Source organism: Klebsiella sp. K5-45 (assembly GCF_030128605.1).
GTDB classification, from domain to species: Bacteria; Pseudomonadota; Gammaproteobacteria; order Enterobacterales; family Enterobacteriaceae; genus Klebsiella; species Klebsiella quasipneumoniae.
This window is the reverse complement of sequence record NZ_JAKUZW010000001.1, coordinates 412723-429243: the sequence shown is the minus strand read 5'-3', so window position 1 is coordinate 429243 and position 16521 is coordinate 412723. Positions and strand designations below refer to the sequence as shown.

The 16521-nt window shown below is 59.0% G+C and carries 14 protein-coding genes and 2 pseudogenes; 6 read left to right on the top strand and 10 right to left on the bottom strand.

Features of this window, described 5'->3' with window-relative positions; translation table 11 throughout:
- Positions 1-159: 159 nt before the first annotated feature.
- The 4 genes from thyA to rppH all read right to left on the bottom strand — a co-directional run bounded on the left by thyA (position 160) and on the right by rppH (position 4869).
- Complete coding sequence (gene thyA, locus MKS11_RS02195) at positions 160-954, bottom strand: thymidylate synthase (protein WP_023319077.1); 795 nt, start codon at positions 952-954, stop codon at positions 160-162.
- Between the two features lie 6 nt (positions 955-960).
- Entirely contained in the window at positions 961-1836 is an 876-nt protein-coding gene (gene lgt / locus MKS11_RS02190; protein ID WP_004205445.1) for a prolipoprotein diacylglyceryl transferase, read from the bottom strand.
- Between the two features lie 243 nt (positions 1837-2079).
- On the bottom strand, positions 2080-4326 hold the full coding sequence (ptsP, locus tag MKS11_RS02185) for a phosphoenolpyruvate--protein phosphotransferase (RefSeq protein ID WP_004205444.1): 2247 nt from the start codon (positions 4324-4326) through the stop codon (positions 2080-2082).
- A gap of 12 nt (positions 4327-4338) precedes the next feature.
- Positions 4339-4869, bottom strand: coding sequence for an RNA pyrophosphohydrolase (gene rppH, locus MKS11_RS02180; RefSeq protein WP_004205443.1), 531 nt, complete (start codon positions 4867-4869; stop codon positions 4339-4341).
- 453 nt (positions 4870-5322) lie between these two features.
- Here rppH and MKS11_RS27565 point away from each other — a divergent pair.
- From MKS11_RS27565 to MKS11_RS02155, 5 genes and pseudogenes are all read left to right on the top strand, one after another.
- A pseudogene (locus MKS11_RS27565) lies at positions 5323-5463 on the top strand (hypothetical protein); the annotation flags it as partial.
- A gap of 88 nt (positions 5464-5551) precedes the next feature.
- Positions 5552-6247 (top strand): DNA mismatch repair endonuclease MutH, encoded by a 696-nt coding sequence (mutH, locus tag MKS11_RS02170; protein WP_023319078.1) that lies wholly within the window; start codon positions 5552-5554, stop codon positions 6245-6247.
- A 63-nt stretch (positions 6248-6310) separates the two neighbouring features.
- Complete coding sequence (locus MKS11_RS02165; RefSeq protein WP_004205441.1) at positions 6311-7024, top strand: TerC family protein; 714 nt, start codon at positions 6311-6313, stop codon at positions 7022-7024.
- 123 nt (positions 7025-7147) lie between these two features.
- Positions 7148-7366 carry a YgdI/YgdR family lipoprotein gene (locus tag MKS11_RS02160; protein ID WP_002915974.1) on the top strand — a complete coding sequence of 73 codons (219 nt, stop codon included), beginning with the start codon at positions 7148-7150 and terminating at the stop codon, positions 7364-7366.
- 221 nt (positions 7367-7587) lie between these two features.
- Positions 7588-8628, top strand: coding sequence for an NADP(H)-dependent aldo-keto reductase (locus MKS11_RS02155; protein WP_004205439.1), 1041 nt, complete (start codon positions 7588-7590; stop codon positions 8626-8628).
- A gap of 198 nt (positions 8629-8826) precedes the next feature.
- On the opposite strand, the gene lplT is transcribed toward MKS11_RS02155, so the two are convergent.
- From lplT to MKS11_RS02140, 3 genes and pseudogenes are all read right to left on the bottom strand, one after another.
- Positions 8827-10020, bottom strand: coding sequence for a lysophospholipid transporter LplT (gene lplT, locus MKS11_RS02150; protein ID WP_023319080.1), 1194 nt, complete (start codon positions 10018-10020; stop codon positions 8827-8829).
- Entirely contained in the window at positions 10013-12172 is a 2160-nt protein-coding gene (gene aas, locus MKS11_RS02145; RefSeq protein ID WP_004205437.1) for a bifunctional acyl-ACP--phospholipid O-acyltransferase/long-chain-fatty-acid--ACP ligase, read from the bottom strand. Before aas ends, lplT begins: the two co-directional genes overlap by 8 nt.
- Before the next feature lie 263 nt (positions 12173-12435).
- A pseudogene (locus MKS11_RS02140) lies at positions 12436-12700 on the bottom strand (hypothetical protein).
- A gap of 93 nt (positions 12701-12793) precedes the next feature.
- On the opposite strand from MKS11_RS02140, the gene galR reads away from it, so the two are divergent.
- Positions 12794-13810, top strand: a complete 1017-nt coding sequence (galR, locus tag MKS11_RS02135; RefSeq protein WP_002915981.1) for an HTH-type transcriptional regulator GalR — start codon at positions 12794-12796, stop codon at positions 13808-13810.
- On the opposite strand, the gene MKS11_RS02130 is transcribed toward galR, so the two are convergent.
- The 3 genes from MKS11_RS02130 to MKS11_RS02120 form a co-directional block, all read right to left on the bottom strand.
- Complete coding sequence (locus MKS11_RS02130) at positions 13771-14250, bottom strand: GNAT family N-acetyltransferase (protein WP_284109360.1); 480 nt, start codon at positions 14248-14250, stop codon at positions 13771-13773. The genes galR and MKS11_RS02130 overlap by 40 nt on opposite strands.
- Positions 14247-15020 carry a GntR family transcriptional regulator gene (locus tag MKS11_RS02125; protein ID WP_004205433.1) on the bottom strand — a complete coding sequence of 258 codons (774 nt, stop codon included), beginning with the start codon at positions 15018-15020 and terminating at the stop codon, positions 14247-14249. The genes MKS11_RS02130 and MKS11_RS02125 overlap by 4 nt, the downstream gene beginning before the upstream one ends.
- Positions 15021-15087: 67 nt before the next feature.
- Positions 15088-16515: a glycoside hydrolase family 1 protein gene (locus MKS11_RS02120; RefSeq protein ID WP_087770908.1), complete on the bottom strand. Its 1428-nt coding sequence runs from the start codon at positions 16513-16515 to the stop codon at positions 15088-15090.
- Between the last annotated feature and the right edge of the window lie 6 nt (positions 16516-16521).

Here is a 16521-nt window from a genome sequence, read left to right as displayed (position 1 = left end):
CTTTCCAGCTTTCCCGCCCACCAACGCCTGCGGCCAGCGGGCGGGATGAAGCGTTCCTATCGTAATGGCAACGAGGGTAGCCCCCCCTATGCAGGTGGTGAAAACGGCATAAAAAAACCGGCGCCATCGGACGCCGGTTGGTCATATCTGCAGAGGGGGTTAAATCGCCACCGGCGCTTTGATTCCCGGGTGCGGATCGTAACCTTCAATCTCGAAGTCTTCAAAGCGGTAGTCGAATATCGACGCCGGCTTGCGTTTGATGACCAGCTTCGGCAGCGGACGCGGTTCGCGGCTCAGCTGCAGATTGGTCTGCTCGAGATGATTGCTGTACAGATGAGTGTCGCCACCGGTCCAGACGAAATCGCCGACCTGCAGATCGCACTGCTGCGCCACCATATGCACCAGCAGCGCGTAGCTGGCGATGTTGAACGGCAGGCCGAGGAATACGTCGCAGGAGCGCTGATACAGCTGGCAGGAGAGCTTGCCGTCAGCGACGTAGAACTGGAAGAAGGCGTGGCACGGCGCCAGGGCCATTTTATCCAGCTCGCCGACGTTCCACGCCGAGACGATGATCCGGCGGGAGTCCGGGTCGTTTTTCAGCTGGTCCATCACCGTGCTGATCTGGTCGATATGACGACCGTCCGGCGCAGGCCAGGAACGCCACTGTTTGCCGTAGACCGGTCCCAGGTCGCCATTTTCATCTGCCCACTCGTCCCAGATGGTGACGTTGTTGTCGTGCAGATAGGCGATGTTGGTGTCGCCCTGCAGGAACCACAGCAGTTCATGGATGATGGAGCGTAAATGACAGCGCTTGGTGGTCACCAGCGGGAAGCCTTCCTGCAGGTTAAAACGCATCTGATGGCCGAAAATAGAGATCGTGCCAGTGCCGGTGCGGTCATTTTTTGGCGTGCCCTCGGCGAGCACTTTCTGCATCAAATCAAGATACTGTTTCATGGTTCCTCAAGAATTCAGTTGCTGCGGACGGTGGCGGTAAGCCCAAACCATCATGATGATACCCGCAAGCACCATCGGGATCGAAAGAATCTGCCCCATGCTGATGTACTGCACCCAGCCGCCGGTGAACTGGGCGTCGGGCTGGCGGAAGAATTCCACGATAATGCGGAACAGGCCGTAGCCAATCAGGAACAGGCCGGAAACGGAACCGGTCGGGCGCGGTTTACGGATAAACAGGTTCAGGATCAGGAACAGCACCACGCCTTCCAGCGCCAGCTCGTACAGCTGCGACGCGTGGCGCGGCAGCGCGCCGTAGGTATCAAACAGCGATTGCCATTCCGGATGGGTCGGCAGCAGCGCCAGATCTTCGGCACGGGAGCCCGGGAAAATCATCGTGTAATGGAAGCTCGGGTCCACGCGGCCCCACAGCTCGCCGTTGATAAAGTTGCCCAGACGCCCGGCGCCAAGGCCAAACGGGATCAGCGGCGCGATAAAATCGGAGACCTGGAAGAAGGTGCGTTTGGTGCGTCTGGCGAAGATAATCATCACCAGGATCACGCCGATCAGGCCGCCGTGGAACGACATGCCGCCGTCCCAGACGCGGAACAGATACAACGGATCGGCAAGAAATACCGGCAGGTTGTAGAACAGCACGTAACCGATACGGCCGCCCAGAAAGACGCCGAGGAAGCCCGCGTAAAGCAGGTTTTCCACTTCATTTTTCGTCCAGCCGCTGCCCGGACGATTGGCCCGACGGGTGGCCAGCCACATCGCAAAGACAAAGCCCACCAGGTACATCAAACCGTACCAGTGGAGGGAGACCGGGCCTAGAGAAAAAATGACCGGATCGAACTCCGGAAAATGCAGGTAGCCACTATTCATCTGTCACCATAAAGACTTGTTATTCCGCCGAAAGTGGACAGCGGTGATGATCCATGCCCGATTAAAACGGGCACGCCGAAGGAGGCGAATCATAGCATAAGCCAGGAGTGCGATCCGCGCCGGCGTGTAAAAGATATGTATACGGATGCTAACAGAAGCCGTTTCACCGGCTGTACTGTATTTTGCCGGATGGTGTGAACAGAGTATTCCCGGGTTACGGCTTACGCCTCACCCGGGCTATCGCTACCGCCCGCCGCGGATCAGGCCGCCGAGACCGCGACGCTCCATAAAGGCCGCCACCTGATGGCGCACCTCGGCGGTCATCTGGGCTTCGAGGCTGCGACGAGACAGCTCCTGCGCCTCTTCGATATCGATGCGGCGCAGCAGATATTTCACCCTCGCCACCGAGCGGCCGTTCATCGACAGGTGGCGATAACCGAGACCGACAAGGATCGTCACGCACATTGGGTCGCCTGCCATCTCGCCGCACAGTCGCAGATCGATGCCAAAGCGCTCCGCGTCATGAGCGATCATCGCCAGCGCCCGCAATACCGCAGGATGCAGGCTGTCATACATGCTGGCGACCCGGGTATTGTTACGGTCGACGGCCAGCAGGTACTGGGTCAGGTCGTTCGTTCCTACCGAGATAAAATCGATCCGGCTGGCCAGCTGCGGCAGCATAAAGACCATCGACGGCACCTCCAGCATCACCCCCAGACGCGGACGCGGGATGGCGTAGCCGATCATCTCTTCCACTTCCCGACTGGCGCGGTCGATCAGTCGGCGGGCCTCATCGACCTCTTCCAGACTGGTCACCATCGGCAGCAAAATGCTGAGGTTGCCGGTGGCGGCGTTGGCGCGCAGCATCGCCCGCACCTGGATCAAAAAGATCTCCGGCTGATCGAGGGTGATGCGGATCCCGCGCCAGCCGAGGCATGGGTTCTCTTCACTGATCGGCATGTACGGCAGCTGTTTATCCGCGCCGATGTCCAGGGTACGCAGGGTCACCGGTTTGCTGTTAAACATCTGCAGCATGCCCTGATACTGGGCGACCTGCTCCTCTTCAGAGGGGAAGCCGCTCTGCAGCATAAAGGGAATTTCGGTACGGTACAGACCAATGCCGTCCACAAAACTGCCGAGCTTCTCTTCGTGCTCCGGGCTTAAGCCGGCGTTGAGCATGACTTTTACCCGCTCGCCGCTTTTCAACTCCGACGCACGCTGGAGATCGTCCTCCGCCAGGCGGCTGAGCTCGTTCTCTTCACTGATAAGGCGCTGATATTCCTGTAACAGAACAGGTTCAGGATCCACCAGCAGCTCACCGCGATAGCCATCGACAATCAGCGTATGGCCATGCAACAGCGAGGGCTGAATATCGGCGCCCATCACCGTTGGGATGCCAAGGGCCCGCACCATAATGGCGGCATGGGAGTTGGCGGCGCCATCGCGCACTACCACGCCGGCCAGGCGATCCTGCGGCACTTCGGCGAGGGTGGTGGCCGACAGCTCGTCCGCCACGAGGATAATGCGCGCCGGCCAGGTGTTGGGGCCCTGAATACTGTCGTCGAGATGGAACAGCAGACGCTGACCCAGCGTGCGCAGGTCGCCGGCCCGCTCTTTCAGATAGCCGTCGCTCAGCGCGGCAAACTGTTCGGCGAACTTCTCAATGATCTTTTTGACCGCCCACTCGGCGACGGCGCCTTTGTCGACTTCGGCAAAGAGCTCGCGACGCAGGCGGGCGTCGGAGAGCAGGTGCGAGTAGAGATCGAAGATCGCCGCCGTCTCTTTTTGCGCGCCGGCGGCGTAGCGTTTGCTGTAGCGACGAAACTCGTTGGCCGCTTCTTCCAGCGCGCCGGTCAGGCGTTCACGTTCCGAGGCGGTATCCAGCGTCGAGGCTTCATACACCTGTTCCATCAGCGGCAGGCTGACGTCCATCCAGCCCTCGGCGATCGCAACCCCGGAAGAGGCCGGCAGCGCGCGAATGCGCGTCTGACGATACTGGCCAAACAGGGCGTTCAGCTGGGACTGGGAGAGGATCGCCGCCATCTGGGTGGCGAGGGTGACGAGGAAAGACTCTTCGCTTTCATCAAACTGGCGCAGCTCACGCTGCTGGACCACCAGCACGCCCAACAGCTGGCGGCGCTGGATGATCGGCACGCCAAGGAAGGCGCGGAAGCGGTCCTCTTTGACGGCGGGGATATACTTGAAGCTGGGGTGTTTTTGCGCATCGGCGAGGTTGATGGGCTCCGCCAGGCGGCCAACCAGCCCCACCAGGCCTTCATCGAACGCCAGCGCAACGGTGCGCCCGCGAGGTTTTTTTAACCCGCGGGTGGCCATCAGGTAATAGCAGCGTCGGTCATTGTCAGCCAGGTAAACCGAGCAGACTTCCGTCTCCATCGCCTGGCAGACATCTGTCACCAGAATATCCAGCGCCTCGTTTAAACGCGGCGCACTCGCGACCTTCTCGACTATTTCTCGCAACCGAGTGAGCATAATGTGCGTGGCTTAACCTCTTTTACGTCGATAAGCAGGCGCGCTTTGCGGCTTAGGGGCGCTCTCCGCCAGCGACATGGTTACGCTGGCGAACTCTTTCATCACCCGGCGGTAGACGTCGCGTTTGAACGACACCACCTGACGAACCGGGTACCAGTAACTCACCCAGCGCCAGCCATCAAATTCAGGCGTGCTGCTGGTTTGCATATTGATGTCCGCGTCGTTACCGATCAACTGCAAAAGAAACCACTTTTGTTTCTGGCCGATACAAACCGGCTTTGTGTCCCAACGCACCAAACGTTTAGGCAACTTGTAACGCAGCCAGTTACGGGTTGAGGCCAGGATCCGCACATCTTTACGGCTTAACCCGACCTCTTCAAACAATTCCCGATACATCGCCTGCTCTGCGGATTCTCCTGGATTTATGCCCCCTTGCGGGAACTGCCACGAGTGCTGACCATAGCGTCGGGCCCACATGACCTGGCCCTGACGATTACAGATTACAATACCGACATTTGGGCGGTAGCCATCGTCATCAATCACCGGACTACCTCAAGATAAGCTTCAATGTGAATGATTGTTTCACACTCGTCGGAAACGGTAAACCACTCTGTTCGCACACTGAGAACGGATAACATTTGAATAACTCACAGTAATTGCCAGAGTTATAAACAGCGAAAGCGCCCGACGGCCGATTTTATTCACTTTTTCTGTGGATAGAGTTGTGAAGAAGTACGGAATTAACCCGGGAAAACCCGGAGTAATCTGAACATCGCACCGCTAACACCTTCTAATAATGATAGCATATTCATTGAGTTAGAATATATTCCTTTCACTTATTACAGCATAACGTGACGATCATCACACATACGATCCGCCGACTGATGAAAGATCGAACAATGTCGATTTTATCCACAGATTACGCGCAGGTCGCGGGCAGATTTTCTCTAAAAATTCGATTTTCGTCGCACGTCAAGGCTGTAAATCGAACCAGTAGTGGGGCTTTTCCCCAGTTATCCCACTTTTCTGTGGATAACATGGTGTAAGATCCTGTTTATTGTCAGTGACCAGTTCTGGAAAACCTGTTTTCATGGTTTTCACCTGCAGCGCAATGACCTTAAAAAGGCATATAAATCATGGGATTGGTATAGTTACTCAGAAAACGGTAAACTCTATCCACAACGCGCAAAATTAGCGCTCATTTTTTAGCCAAAGGTGTCACCCTATGCCCGCTATCGCTCCTCTCTCCTCTCCGCCGCAAAGTCAGGAACAGCTGTTGGCCCAGGCCCGACAGCTGGCCGGCTATACGCTGGGCGAGCTGGCGGCGCTGGCCGGGATCCCCATTCCCCGCGATCTGAAGCGTGATAAAGGCTGGACGGGCATCCTGCTGGAGCTGTGGCTGGGGGCCAGCGCGGGCAGTAAACCCGAACAGGATTTCGCCGCGCTGGGGGTGGAGCTCAAAACGATCCCTATCGACAGCCGGGGTCGTCCGCTGGAGACCACCTTTGTCTGCGTCGCTCCGTTAACCGGCAATAGCGGCGTCACCTGGGAGAGCAGCCATGTGCGGCATAAGCTGCAGCGCGTCCTGTGGATCCCGGTGGAAGGAGAGCGCACCATTCCTCTGGCGGCGCGACGCGTCGGCGCACCGCTGCTGTGGAGTCCGAACGAAGAAGAGGAGCGCCAGCTGCGCATGGACTGGGAAGAGCTGATGGATCTTATTGTCCTCGGTGAGGTGGAGCGCATTACCGCCCGCCACGGCGAGGTGCTGCAGTTAAGACCGAAAGCGGCCAACAGCAAGGCGTTGACCGAAGCCATCGGCGCCCGCGGGGAGACGATCCTCACCCTGCCGCGCGGTTTCTACCTGAAAAAGAATTTCACCGCCGCCCTGCTCGCCCGCCATTTCTTGTTACAACACGATTAATTTTTTGTTCTGCGTTGGGGCGTGCATATAATTGCTGCTTTCTATTTTGCAGGACTTTGAACAATGTTATTTGCATGGATAACCGATCCTAACGCCTGGCTGGCGCTGGGCACCTTGACGCTGCTGGAGATCGTGCTCGGGATCGATAATATTATTTTTCTCTCTCTGGTCGTGGCCAAGCTCCCCACCGCCCAGCGCGCTCACGCGCGACGGATCGGTTTAATGGGGGCGATGGTCATGCGCCTGGCGCTGCTGGCCTCTATCGCCTGGGTCGTTAAGCTGACCAACCCGCTCTTCACCGTCCTCGGTCAGGAGATTTCGTTTCGCGATCTGATCTTGCTGTTAGGCGGACTGTTCCTTATCTGGAAAGCCAGTAAAGAGATCCATGAGTCTATCGAAGGTGAAGAGGAGGGGCTGAAAACTAACGTTCACTCCTTCCTCGGCGCCATCGTGCAGATCATGCTGCTGGACATCATCTTTAGCCTCGACTCGGTGATCACCGCCGTCGGTCTGTCGGACCATCTGTTTATTATGATGGCGGCGGTCGTGATTGCGGTGGGGGTAATGATGTTCGCCGCACGACCTATCGGCGATTTCGTTGACCGTCATCCGTCGGTGAAAATGCTGGCGCTGTCGTTCCTGATCCTCGTCGGCTTTACCCTAATGCTGGAAAGTTTCGACGTCCATGTGCCGAAGGGATACATCTACTTCGCCATGTTCTTCTCTATTGCCGTTGAGAGTCTTAACCTGCTGCGCAATAAGAAAAACCCGCTGTAAACCACAAAATTGCAGCCTGGTCACAGGCTGCAACCCTTTTTCAGACTTTACTGCTTTTTATGTCTCACAAATCAGGCTATTAATAGACGGGTATGGGGTGCAGCTACTCAAGAGGTGATGACGATGAAAAAATGGGCAGTATTGATTTCCGCCGTAGGACTGGCGTTCTCGGTTTCCGGTTGCAGCAGCGATTACGTCATGGCGACCAAAGATGGGCGCATGATCCTGACCGACGGTAAACCTACCGTGGATGACGATACCGGTCTTATCAGCTACGAAGATCAGCAGGGTAATAAAATGCAGATCAATCGTGACGACGTTTCGCAAATCATTAAGCGTTAATTTTTCCCCGTCGGCCCCAGCCTCTGTTGACGCTGCGCTTACCGACAACCAGCCTTCTGAGAAGAGTCGGGACACACCAGGACACCGCGGGTTCCACCCACCGCCCCTCCTCGTCACCCGGCTTTTTTGATTTTTTTACTTCCTCTTTTTCTCACCCTCTGCCATGTTGATACTCCTTTGTCGGGGAATGCCTGACCTTATAAATAAAAAGGAAGCTGGCTATGCAGTATCACCGTATCCCACACAGTTCACTTGAAATCAGCACCCTCGGGCTGGGAACTATGACCTTTGGCGAGCAAAACAGCGAAGCTGATGCCCATCAGCAGCTCGATTACGCAGTCGCCAACGGCATCAATCTGATCGATGTCGCCGAAATGTACCCTGTCCCGCCGCGCCCGGAGACCCAAGGGCTGACCGAAACCTACGTCGGCAACTGGCTGGCGAAACGCGGCAATCGCGAAAAGCTGGTGCTCGCCTCGAAGGTCAGCGGGCCCGCGCGCAATAACGACAGCAGTATTCGACCAAACCACGTCCTGGACCGGAAAAATATCCGCGAGGCGCTGCACGCCAGCCTGAAGCGTCTGCAGACCGATTATCTCGACCTGTACCAGGTACACTGGCCGCAGCGCCCCACCAACTGCTTTGGCAAGCTCGGCTACACCTGGGCCGACGCCGCCCCCGCGGTGACCCTGCTGGATACCCTCGAGGCGCTGACCGAGTTCCAGCGCGCCGGCAAGATCCGCTACATCGGCGTATCGAATGAAACCGCCTTCGGCGTGATGCGTTATCTGCACCTGGCGGATAAGCACGACCTGCCGCGGATCGTGACCATTCAGAACCCCTACAGCCTGCTGAACCGCAGCTTTGAAGTCGGCCTCGCGGAAGTGAGCCAGTTCGAAGGCGTGGAGCTGCTGGCCTACTCCTGCCTGGCTTTCGGCACCCTGACCGGGAAGTACCTCAACGGCGCGAAGCCGGCGGGGGCGCGCAATACGCTGTTCAGCCGCTTTACGCGCTACAGCGGCGAGCAGTCGCAGAAAGCGGTGGCGGCCTATGTGGATATCGCCCGACGTCACGGCCTCGATCCGGCGCAAATGGCGCTGGCCTTTGTGCGTCGGCAGCCGTTTGTCGCCAGCACCCTGCTGGGGGCGACGACCATGGCGCAGCTGCAGGCCAACGTGGAAAGTTTGCAGCTTGAGCTGAGCGAAGAGGTATTAGCGGAGATTGAAGCGGTGCATCAGGTTTATACCTACCCGGCACCGTAGCACGACCTGTCGACGCCAGCTTCTGGCGTCGCGTTGTTGCCCGGTGGCGGCTACGCCTTACCGGGCCTACGCTACCCAGGGCGGGTAGCCGCCTCAGTAGCCGCGGTAGCCCGGATCAGGCGCAAGCCGCAACCCGGGGGCTTCTCTCTGCCGCGCGCCTGGCAGGGGCGACGATTTCAAGTCAACCGCGACGAGAAGTTATTTACGCCGCCCCCAGACCCACAGCGCGGCGATGGCCACAGCAAACACCGCGCCAAAGCCTATTCCCACAGCGACCGGCGGCACGCCCACACTTACCGCCAGAGAATAGAGCCCCAGCATCAGCAGCATCGCCACGTTTTCGCCCAGGTTCTGTACCGCAATGGCGTTACCCGCCCCGACCGAATGTTTCCCGCGCTCCTGCAGCAGCGCGTTCAACGGCACGATAAAGAAGCCGCCGAACACCCCGAGCAGCAGCAACAGACCGAACGCCGGCAGCAGCGACTGCTGCACGGCAAAGGCTATCACCGCGATACCGATCAAAATCCCGGCCGGCATACAGCGCGACACTGTCTCCAGGGTCACCAGCTTCGCCGCCGCCCCGGCTCCCAGTACAATCCCCACCGCCACCATCGCATTAAGATAGGTAGGCATGGCGTTGCTGGTAATGCCCAGAGCCACCGGCACCCAGATCACCAGCAGGAAGCGCAGGGTCACGCCAGCGCCCCAGAACAGGCTGGTGCCCATCAGCGAAAAGCGGGTTTCGCCGTTGCGCCACAGCGTGCGGCAGGCGCTGAAGAAGCTGTGCGTCATCGGCTTGAAACGCCATGACTGCCCCGGACGCGCCGCCGGCAGCCTGGGTATCCACAGGTTAGCCACCACCGCCCCACCGTAGACCAGCGCGCAGACGATCAGCGCCGCCAGCACGTGCCAGTCGGCGAGGATCCCGCCGGCCATGGAGCCCAGCAGGATCGCCGCGATGGTCGAGGACTCCATCAGTCCGTTAGCCTTCACTAACTTATCGCCGGTGGTCAGTTCGCCGAGAATGCCATACTTGGCCGGCGAATAGGCGGCGGCGCCAATCCCCACCAGCGTATAGCCGATAAACGGATTCACGCCGAAGCAGATACAGCCGGCGCCAAGCAGCTTCAGGCCGTTGGCCACCATCATTACCCGGCCTTTGGCAAAGCTGTCGGCGAACTGGCCGACAAAGGGGGCAAAAAGGATGTAAGCGCCCACAAACAACATCTGCAGGACCGGCTGGCTCCACTCCGGATAATAGAGCTGCTTCATCAGCGCCAGGGTGGCGAAGAGAAGCGCATTGTCGCCGAAGGCCGACAGGAACTGGGCGCAGATCACTGCCATCATCCCTTTCGAATACAGCGACGGGTTAGTATGCACTGACTCACTCATGGGTTGTTTCCGCCTCGTCGACCATATTTTTCAGGGTGACATAGTCTGGCTTGCCGCTGCCGAGCACCGGCAGCTGTTTCAGCCAGCGTATATCGCGCGGCACCGCCAGCTCCGGTACGCCGTGCTGGCGAGCGTAGCGCAGCAGGGCTTCGCGAGTCAGTTCATTATCGGTGGTAAACAGCACCAGCGCCTCGCCTTTGCTGGCGTCCTGTTTAATCGCCGTGGCGTGCATTTTGTCCGGCGACGCGCCGAGGGCCACCTGCTCCACCATCTCAAGAGAGATCATTTCGCCAGCGATTTTGGCGAAGCGCTTCGCACGGCCCTGGATGCGGACATAGCCCTGCTCATCAAAAGTCACGATATCGCCGGTGTCATACCAACCCGCTTCCTTTTCACCGTGCTGATTTTCCGCCGTCGGCGCTTCCAGCACCCCGGGATTTTCCACCCGCAGGTAGCCTTTCATAATGTTCGGCCCTTTCAGCTGCAGTCGTCCCCCCTGCTCAATGCCAGGCATCGCCAGCAGGCGGGCGTCCATCCCCGGCAGAATCCGCCCCACGGTGCCGACCTTCGCCGCCATGGGCACGTTGATCGAGACCACCGGGGCGCACTCGGTCACACCGTAGCCTTCGAGAATACGCAGGCCGAATTTATCCTGCCATAGCTGTTTGGTGCTCTCCTGCAGCTTCTCCGCCCCGGCGACCACGTAGCGGAGACGATAGAAATCATAGGGGTTAGCGAAGCGAGCATAGTTGGCGAGGAAGGTCGAGGTGCCGAACAGCACCGTGCAGTTGCGATCGTAGACCAGCTCCGGCACCACGCGATAGTGCAGCGGGCTGGGATAGAGAAACACCTCCGCGCCGGTAAGCAGCGGCGTCAGCAGGCCGACGGTGAGGCCAAAAGAGTGGAACAGCGGCAGCGCCGACATAAAGCGGTCGTTAGCGGTAAAGTCGGCGATGGTTTTGATCTGCTCGACGTTGGCCAGCAGGCTTTTATGACTGTGCACCACCCCTTTCGGGTTGCCCTCCGAGCCGGAGGTGAAGAGGATCATCGCCGCGTCTTCCGGCTGCTGCTTAACCTGCGCCAGACGCGGCGCCAGCAGATGGCCGAAAATCCACAGTTTGTCTGCGGGGGTGATATCGCCTTTGAGATCTTCCAGGAACACCCAACGCACCTGGGTCAGCTGCTCCGGCAGGTGCCAGAGCTTGCCTTTATCAAGGAAGGTACGCGAGGTAAAAATGGTCTTGAGTTCCGCGGCGGCGATGGCGCTGCTGAGTCCTTTCACCCCGGCGGTATAGTTCATCATCGCCGGAATGCGCCCGCGGGCGATCGCGCCGAAAATCACCGCTGCGCTGATGCCGGCGTTGGGCAGCATCAGGCCTATCTTCTCACCCTGCTGGCTGTATTTTTCCAAAATGCGGGCGACAAACAGGGTTTTGGTCAGCAGCTTGCGATAGGTATCCGGCTGGAAGTTGATATCCTCCACGCAGGGTTTGCGCGCGCCGAAGCGGTCTTGCGCCGCCAGCAGCGACTCATACAGGGTTTCCCGCGGGCGCACCGCCATCCGGGCCTCCATCATGATCTGATGCAGCATTTCCCCGGCGATTTTGCGCCGGTCGCGGGCGCGCGGCGCCTCGGGCATCGGCAGATGGGTAGGCGGCAGCAGGTGCAGCTGAATCCGCGGGAACAGGCGACGCTTTACCAGCCCCTTCAGCCGGCTGAAGGGCGTCAGTTCAGCGCCTTCAATGCGCAGCGGCACGATGGTCGCCTGCGATTTGGCGGCGACAAAGGCGGCGCCGTCATAAATTTTCATCAGCGAGCCGCTGACCGAGATTCGCCCTTCCGGGAAGATGACCACCGGCCGCCCCTGTTCGATCAGGCGCACCAGATGTTTGATCGACATCGGCTTGGTCGGGTCCAGCGGCACAAAATCGATAATCGGCGTCAGCGCGCGCATAAACCAGCGCTGGCTGATTGAGGTATAGACGGCAAAAACCGGTCGGACCGGCAAAAACAACGCCAGCAGAATGCCGTCGAGGAAAGAGACGTGGTTCGGGGTAATTAAGACTTTTTGCTGGTGCAAAGCCTGCGTGTCGCCGGTCAATCTGACCCGGTATAACCCCTTGAACAGCAGTCTGAAAAATCCCAATAGCATAACAACTCCATGTGACCGGTGATGAGTCAAAGCAGGTTACACGAGAAGGCGTGGGAAAGCAGTGCGGCGGGGGGATTTTCAGAATAAAAAAAAACCTGCGCATCCGCGCAGGCTGGTGTAAGACGTCCAGTACGAAGAGCGTACCTGAGAAACTCACCTATCAATACCTCTGGGATCTCGATTGTCGCGTTTTTCGCCCGCTTCGGGCCAGCGGGAAAACGCAAGTGAGTGAGCCTAAGTGCAACCAGTTATTACGATTTTCGCTATCTGTAACAACGCCGGCGACGGGCAAAAAAAAACCTGCGCATCTGCGCAGGCTGGTGTAAGTAAAGTGGTCAACTTGACGTTGACTCCACCTATCAATACCTCTGGGATAGCCAGAATATCAACCTGCTCGGCGGACAAACCAGCGAACATTCGCAACAGCGCATCGCAAAGTGTAAGCAAAGGTTTGTATTTCCCCGAGCCGGTTTCAATTACTGATAGCGTCAATGTAAACAGGTCACCGATAAGCCCGCTCTGAATCACATTTGCGCCATTCCTTCGCCGCCGCGCCTTGAATCTGCCGCTCTTTCCCGTAACATAGCAGTATGTAAACGCTTACCCTATAAAAGGCATGGTATGGCGACAATTAAGGATGTAGCCCGACTCGCAGGAGTCTCCGTCGCTACCGTCTCCCGCGTCATCAACAACTCTCCCAAAGCCAGCGAAGCCTCGCGTCAGTCCGTGGGCGCGGCGATGGAAACCCTCAACTATCACCCCAACGCGAACGCCCGGGCGCTGGCCCAGCAGTCCACGGAAACCGTCGGCCTGGTGGTGGGCGATGTCTCCGACCCCTTCTTCGGCGCGATGGTCAAAGCCGTCGAACAGGTGGCCTACCGCACCGGCAATTTTTTGCTGATTGGCAATGGCTACCACAACGTGCAAAAGGAGCGCCAGGCGATAGAGCAGCTGATCCGCCACCGCTGCGCGGCGCTGGTGGTGCATGCCAAAATGATCCCCGATGAGGAACTCGCCGGGCTGATGAAACAGATCCCCGGCATGGTGCTGATCAACCGCATCCTGCCCGGATATGAAACCCGCTGCGTGGCGCTGGACGATCGCTACGGCGCCTGGCTGGCGACCCGCCATCTGATCCAGCAGGGGCACACGCGTATCGGCTATCTGTGCTCAAACCACGATATCTCTGATGCGGAAGATCGCCTGCAGGGGTACTACGCGGCGCTGGAGGAGAGCGGCCTGCCGTGCAACGACCGGCTGGTCACGTTTGCCGAGCCGGATGAAAGCGGCGGCGAACAGGCGATGACCGAACTGCTTGGCCGCGGCCGCCACTTTAGCGCTGTCGCCTGCTATAACGACTCGATGGCCGCCGGCGCGATGGGGGTGCTGAACGACAACGGTATCGACGTCCCGCGGGAAATTTCGCTGATCGGCTTCGACGATGTCCTGATTTCGCGCTATGTCCGCCCGCGGCTGACCACTGTCCGTTACCCGATCGTCACAATGGCGACCCAGGCGGCCGAATTGGCCTTAGCCCTGGCGGAGCAGCGCCCGGCGCCGGAGATCACCCACCTGTTCAGCCCGACGCTGGTGCGCCGTCATTCGGTGGTGGCCCCGCAGGAAGGCGATAAGTCGTAGCGATAGAGATGCACGGCGGTGGCCGGGTAATCCAGCCCCTCGCCGATGTAGCGCCAGCCGAAGCGTTCATAAAAATCGCGGCAAGCGGAGTAGAGATAAAGCTCCTGATAGCCCGCGCGGCGGGCATAATCGATCACATGCCGCTGCAGCTGTCCGGCCAGCCCCTGACCGCGAGCGGCGGGCGCGACGTACAGCGCCGCCAGCCAGGGAAACAGATCCTGGCGGCTTATCAAATCGCAGCGCCAGAGGCCAATCGTTCCGAGCTGTTGCTCCCCTTCCACGGCAATAAAGGTCAGCGGTAGCGCCTCCGCCGTCTGGCTATGCTGCACAATGCTGGCGAAAAATTCCCGCGGCAGCGCCTCGCCGCCAAAGGCCTGCCACAGCCAGTCGGTCACCTGCCGGGCGAATTGCGGCGCGGCGTACAGCGGCAGGATCGTCATACCAGCTTCCCCTGAAAAATCGGCACCGAATCGAACAGATAGCCGTCAAAGTCCGGGGCGTCTTCATCGGACAGCTCCAGCAGACTGTTTTTGACGTTTTCCAGATGCTGCCACATCGCCTGCCAGGCGCCCATCACATCGCGACGCCGCAGCGCGGCGAGCAGCGTCTGCCGGTCGCCGAGCCACTTCAGCCGCCAGGCGCGGCTGGCAATATGCACATTGAACTGCTGCCACAGCGGGCTGCTGTCCATCTGCAGCCAGATCCGCTCCACCGTCGCCAACAGCATCTGGTTCTGCGTCGCCCCGGCCAGCACCAGATGGAACAGGCGGGCGTTATCCTGGGCGGTGTCGTTGAGGGCGATAGCCCGCTGCTCCTGCTCGATAATCCGCTTCAGATTGTCGATATCGGCGCGGGTGGCCATTTTCGCGGCAAAGGCGGCGATATTGCTCTCCAGCAGCTGGCGCGCCTGGAGAATTTCAAACGGACCGACGTCGCTGCTGAGCAACTGCTCTTCTTCGCTGTCGTTTTCATGCGGGATACGCATGACGTACACCCCGGATCCCTGACGGATATCCACCGTCCCCTGCAGCTCCAGCATCAGCAGCGCTTCGCGCACAATGGTCCGGCTGACGCCATAGGTTTCGGCAATATGGCGTTCCGGCGGCAAACGCGACCCGACCGGGTAGCGCCCCTGCGCAATCTGGGCGCGCAGGTCATCACCAATCTCCTGATAGGGCTTCTTTTCCGGCGGAATTATCGCTTTTTCCACAAAATCACCTGTGCGTTACATGCCTGCGAGTCAAATACGCCGCTATCTTAGCAAAGATTGCTCCCGGCTAGCGGTATTCATCGTCGATATCCAGCACCAGCTCACGCCGTTCGCCGAGCTGACGAAACCAGTGCGCCGACGCTTTGGGCCGCCGGGCGCGATGGTTTTGCAGATCGATTTCGATTAGCCCGTAGCGGTTTTTAAAGGCGTTCGTCGGCGACACGTTGTCGGTAAACGCCCACAGCATATAGCCCTGGCAGTTGGCCCCTGCCTCGCGGGCGCGCAGGGTGTGCCAGAGATGTTCGCTGATAAAACGAATGCGGTAGCTGTCATCGATGACGCCTTCGCGGTTACGGAACTGGCCTTCGTTTTCCACCCCCATCCCGCTCTCGGCCACGAACCACGGGATGTTGCGATAGTCATTTTTGATCCGCATCGCCATATCAAAGATGATTTGCGGGTAGATTTCCCAGCCGCGGGAGGCGTTCATCCGCCGGCCGGGCAGCTCAAACGCCTCATAATACCAGGCTGGATGGAACGGGGTATGCGGATGCCAGGCCCGCGACGGGGCTTTGACCCGGTGCGGATAGTAAAGGTTAATCCCCAGCTCATCGACGGTGTGCTCGCGGATAATCGCCAGCTCCTCCGCGCTGGCCTCCCACGTCACCTGATGCTGCTCAAGCAGCGCGAGAAGCGCCGGCGGCCAGACCCCGTGCACCAGCGGGTCGAGAAACATACGGTTGTAGAATAGATCGTAGATCTCCGCCGCGCGCAGGTCATGCGGGGCGCGGGAGCGTGGGTAGGTCACCTCCGGATTGAGGATGCAGCCGACGGTCCCGGGATAGCCGAGTTCGCGAAATCGCTTCACCACGCAGGCGGTCGCCAGCACCTTATGGTAGTTCCACTGCATCCAGGTGCTGGTGTTCTGCTCATAGGGCCAGCGCAGGGCATCCAGATAGACCCGAGTCTGCACCACGATCGGCTCATTAAAGGTAAACCAGCGGGTTACCTTCAGGTGGTAGCGGGCAAAGACCTGCTCCGCGTAGCGCACAAACAGCTCAACCACTTTTTTCGACCCCCAGCCGCCATACTTTTCCAGCAGATAGCCCGGTAATTCGTAATGCTCAAGGCAGATCATCGGCGTAATGCCGTTGGCCAGTAGCGCGTCGAACAGCTGGTCGTAATAGGCCGCATACTCCTCATCCACCGTGACGTTTTCATAGTCGATCAGAAAGCGCGACCAGTTGATCGAGGTGCGGTAGTGGGTCAGCCCGGCCAGCTTCATCAGCTGCACGTCTTCCTGAAAGCGGTTAATAAAATCGGTAGCCACCGCCGGGCCATAGCCGTTATGCCAGACGTGGCGGTCGTTTTTGTACCAGAGATCGGGCCAGGAGTCCTGCCCCGGTTTTTTCCCGCTCCAGCCCTCGGTCTGCCAGGCGGAAGCCGCCGCGCCAAGGATAAAATCATCGGGAATGGTCATCCGTACGGTAGTCATAGGCTC

What these genes read in the sequence shown, in the direction of transcription:
- thyA (WP_023319077.1), bottom strand. Translation starts at nt 954, where the DNA reads ATGAAACAGTATCTTGATTTGATGCAGAAAGTGCTCGCCGAGGGCACG.
- lgt (WP_004205445.1), bottom strand. Translation starts at nt 1,836, where the DNA reads ATGAATAGTGGCTACCTGCATTTTCCGGAGTTCGATCCGGTCATTTTT.
- ptsP (WP_004205444.1), bottom strand. Translation starts at nt 4,326, where the DNA reads ATGCTCACTCGGTTGCGAGAAATAGTCGAGAAGGTCGCGAGTGCGCCG.
- mutH (WP_023319078.1), top strand. Translation starts at nt 5,552, where the DNA reads ATGCCCGCTATCGCTCCTCTCTCCTCTCCGCCGCAAAGTCAGGAACAG.
- MKS11_RS02165 (WP_004205441.1), top strand. Translation starts at nt 6,311, where the DNA reads ATGTTATTTGCATGGATAACCGATCCTAACGCCTGGCTGGCGCTGGGC.
- MKS11_RS02160 (WP_002915974.1), top strand. Translation starts at nt 7,148, where the DNA reads ATGAAAAAATGGGCAGTATTGATTTCCGCCGTAGGACTGGCGTTCTCG.
- MKS11_RS02155 (WP_004205439.1), top strand. Translation starts at nt 7,588, where the DNA reads ATGCAGTATCACCGTATCCCACACAGTTCACTTGAAATCAGCACCCTC.
- lplT (WP_023319080.1), bottom strand. Translation starts at nt 10,020, where the DNA reads ATGAGTGAGTCAGTGCATACTAACCCGTCGCTGTATTCGAAAGGGATG.
- aas (WP_004205437.1), bottom strand. Translation starts at nt 12,172, where the DNA reads ATGCTATTGGGATTTTTCAGACTGCTGTTCAAGGGGTTATACCGGGTC.
- galR (WP_002915981.1), top strand. Translation starts at nt 12,794, where the DNA reads ATGGCGACAATTAAGGATGTAGCCCGACTCGCAGGAGTCTCCGTCGCT.
- MKS11_RS02130 (WP_284109360.1), bottom strand. Translation starts at nt 14,250, where the DNA reads ATGACGATCCTGCCGCTGTACGCCGCGCCGCAATTCGCCCGGCAGGTG.
- MKS11_RS02120 (WP_087770908.1), bottom strand. Translation starts at nt 16,515, where the DNA reads ATGACTACCGTACGGATGACCATTCCCGATGATTTTATCCTTGGCGCG.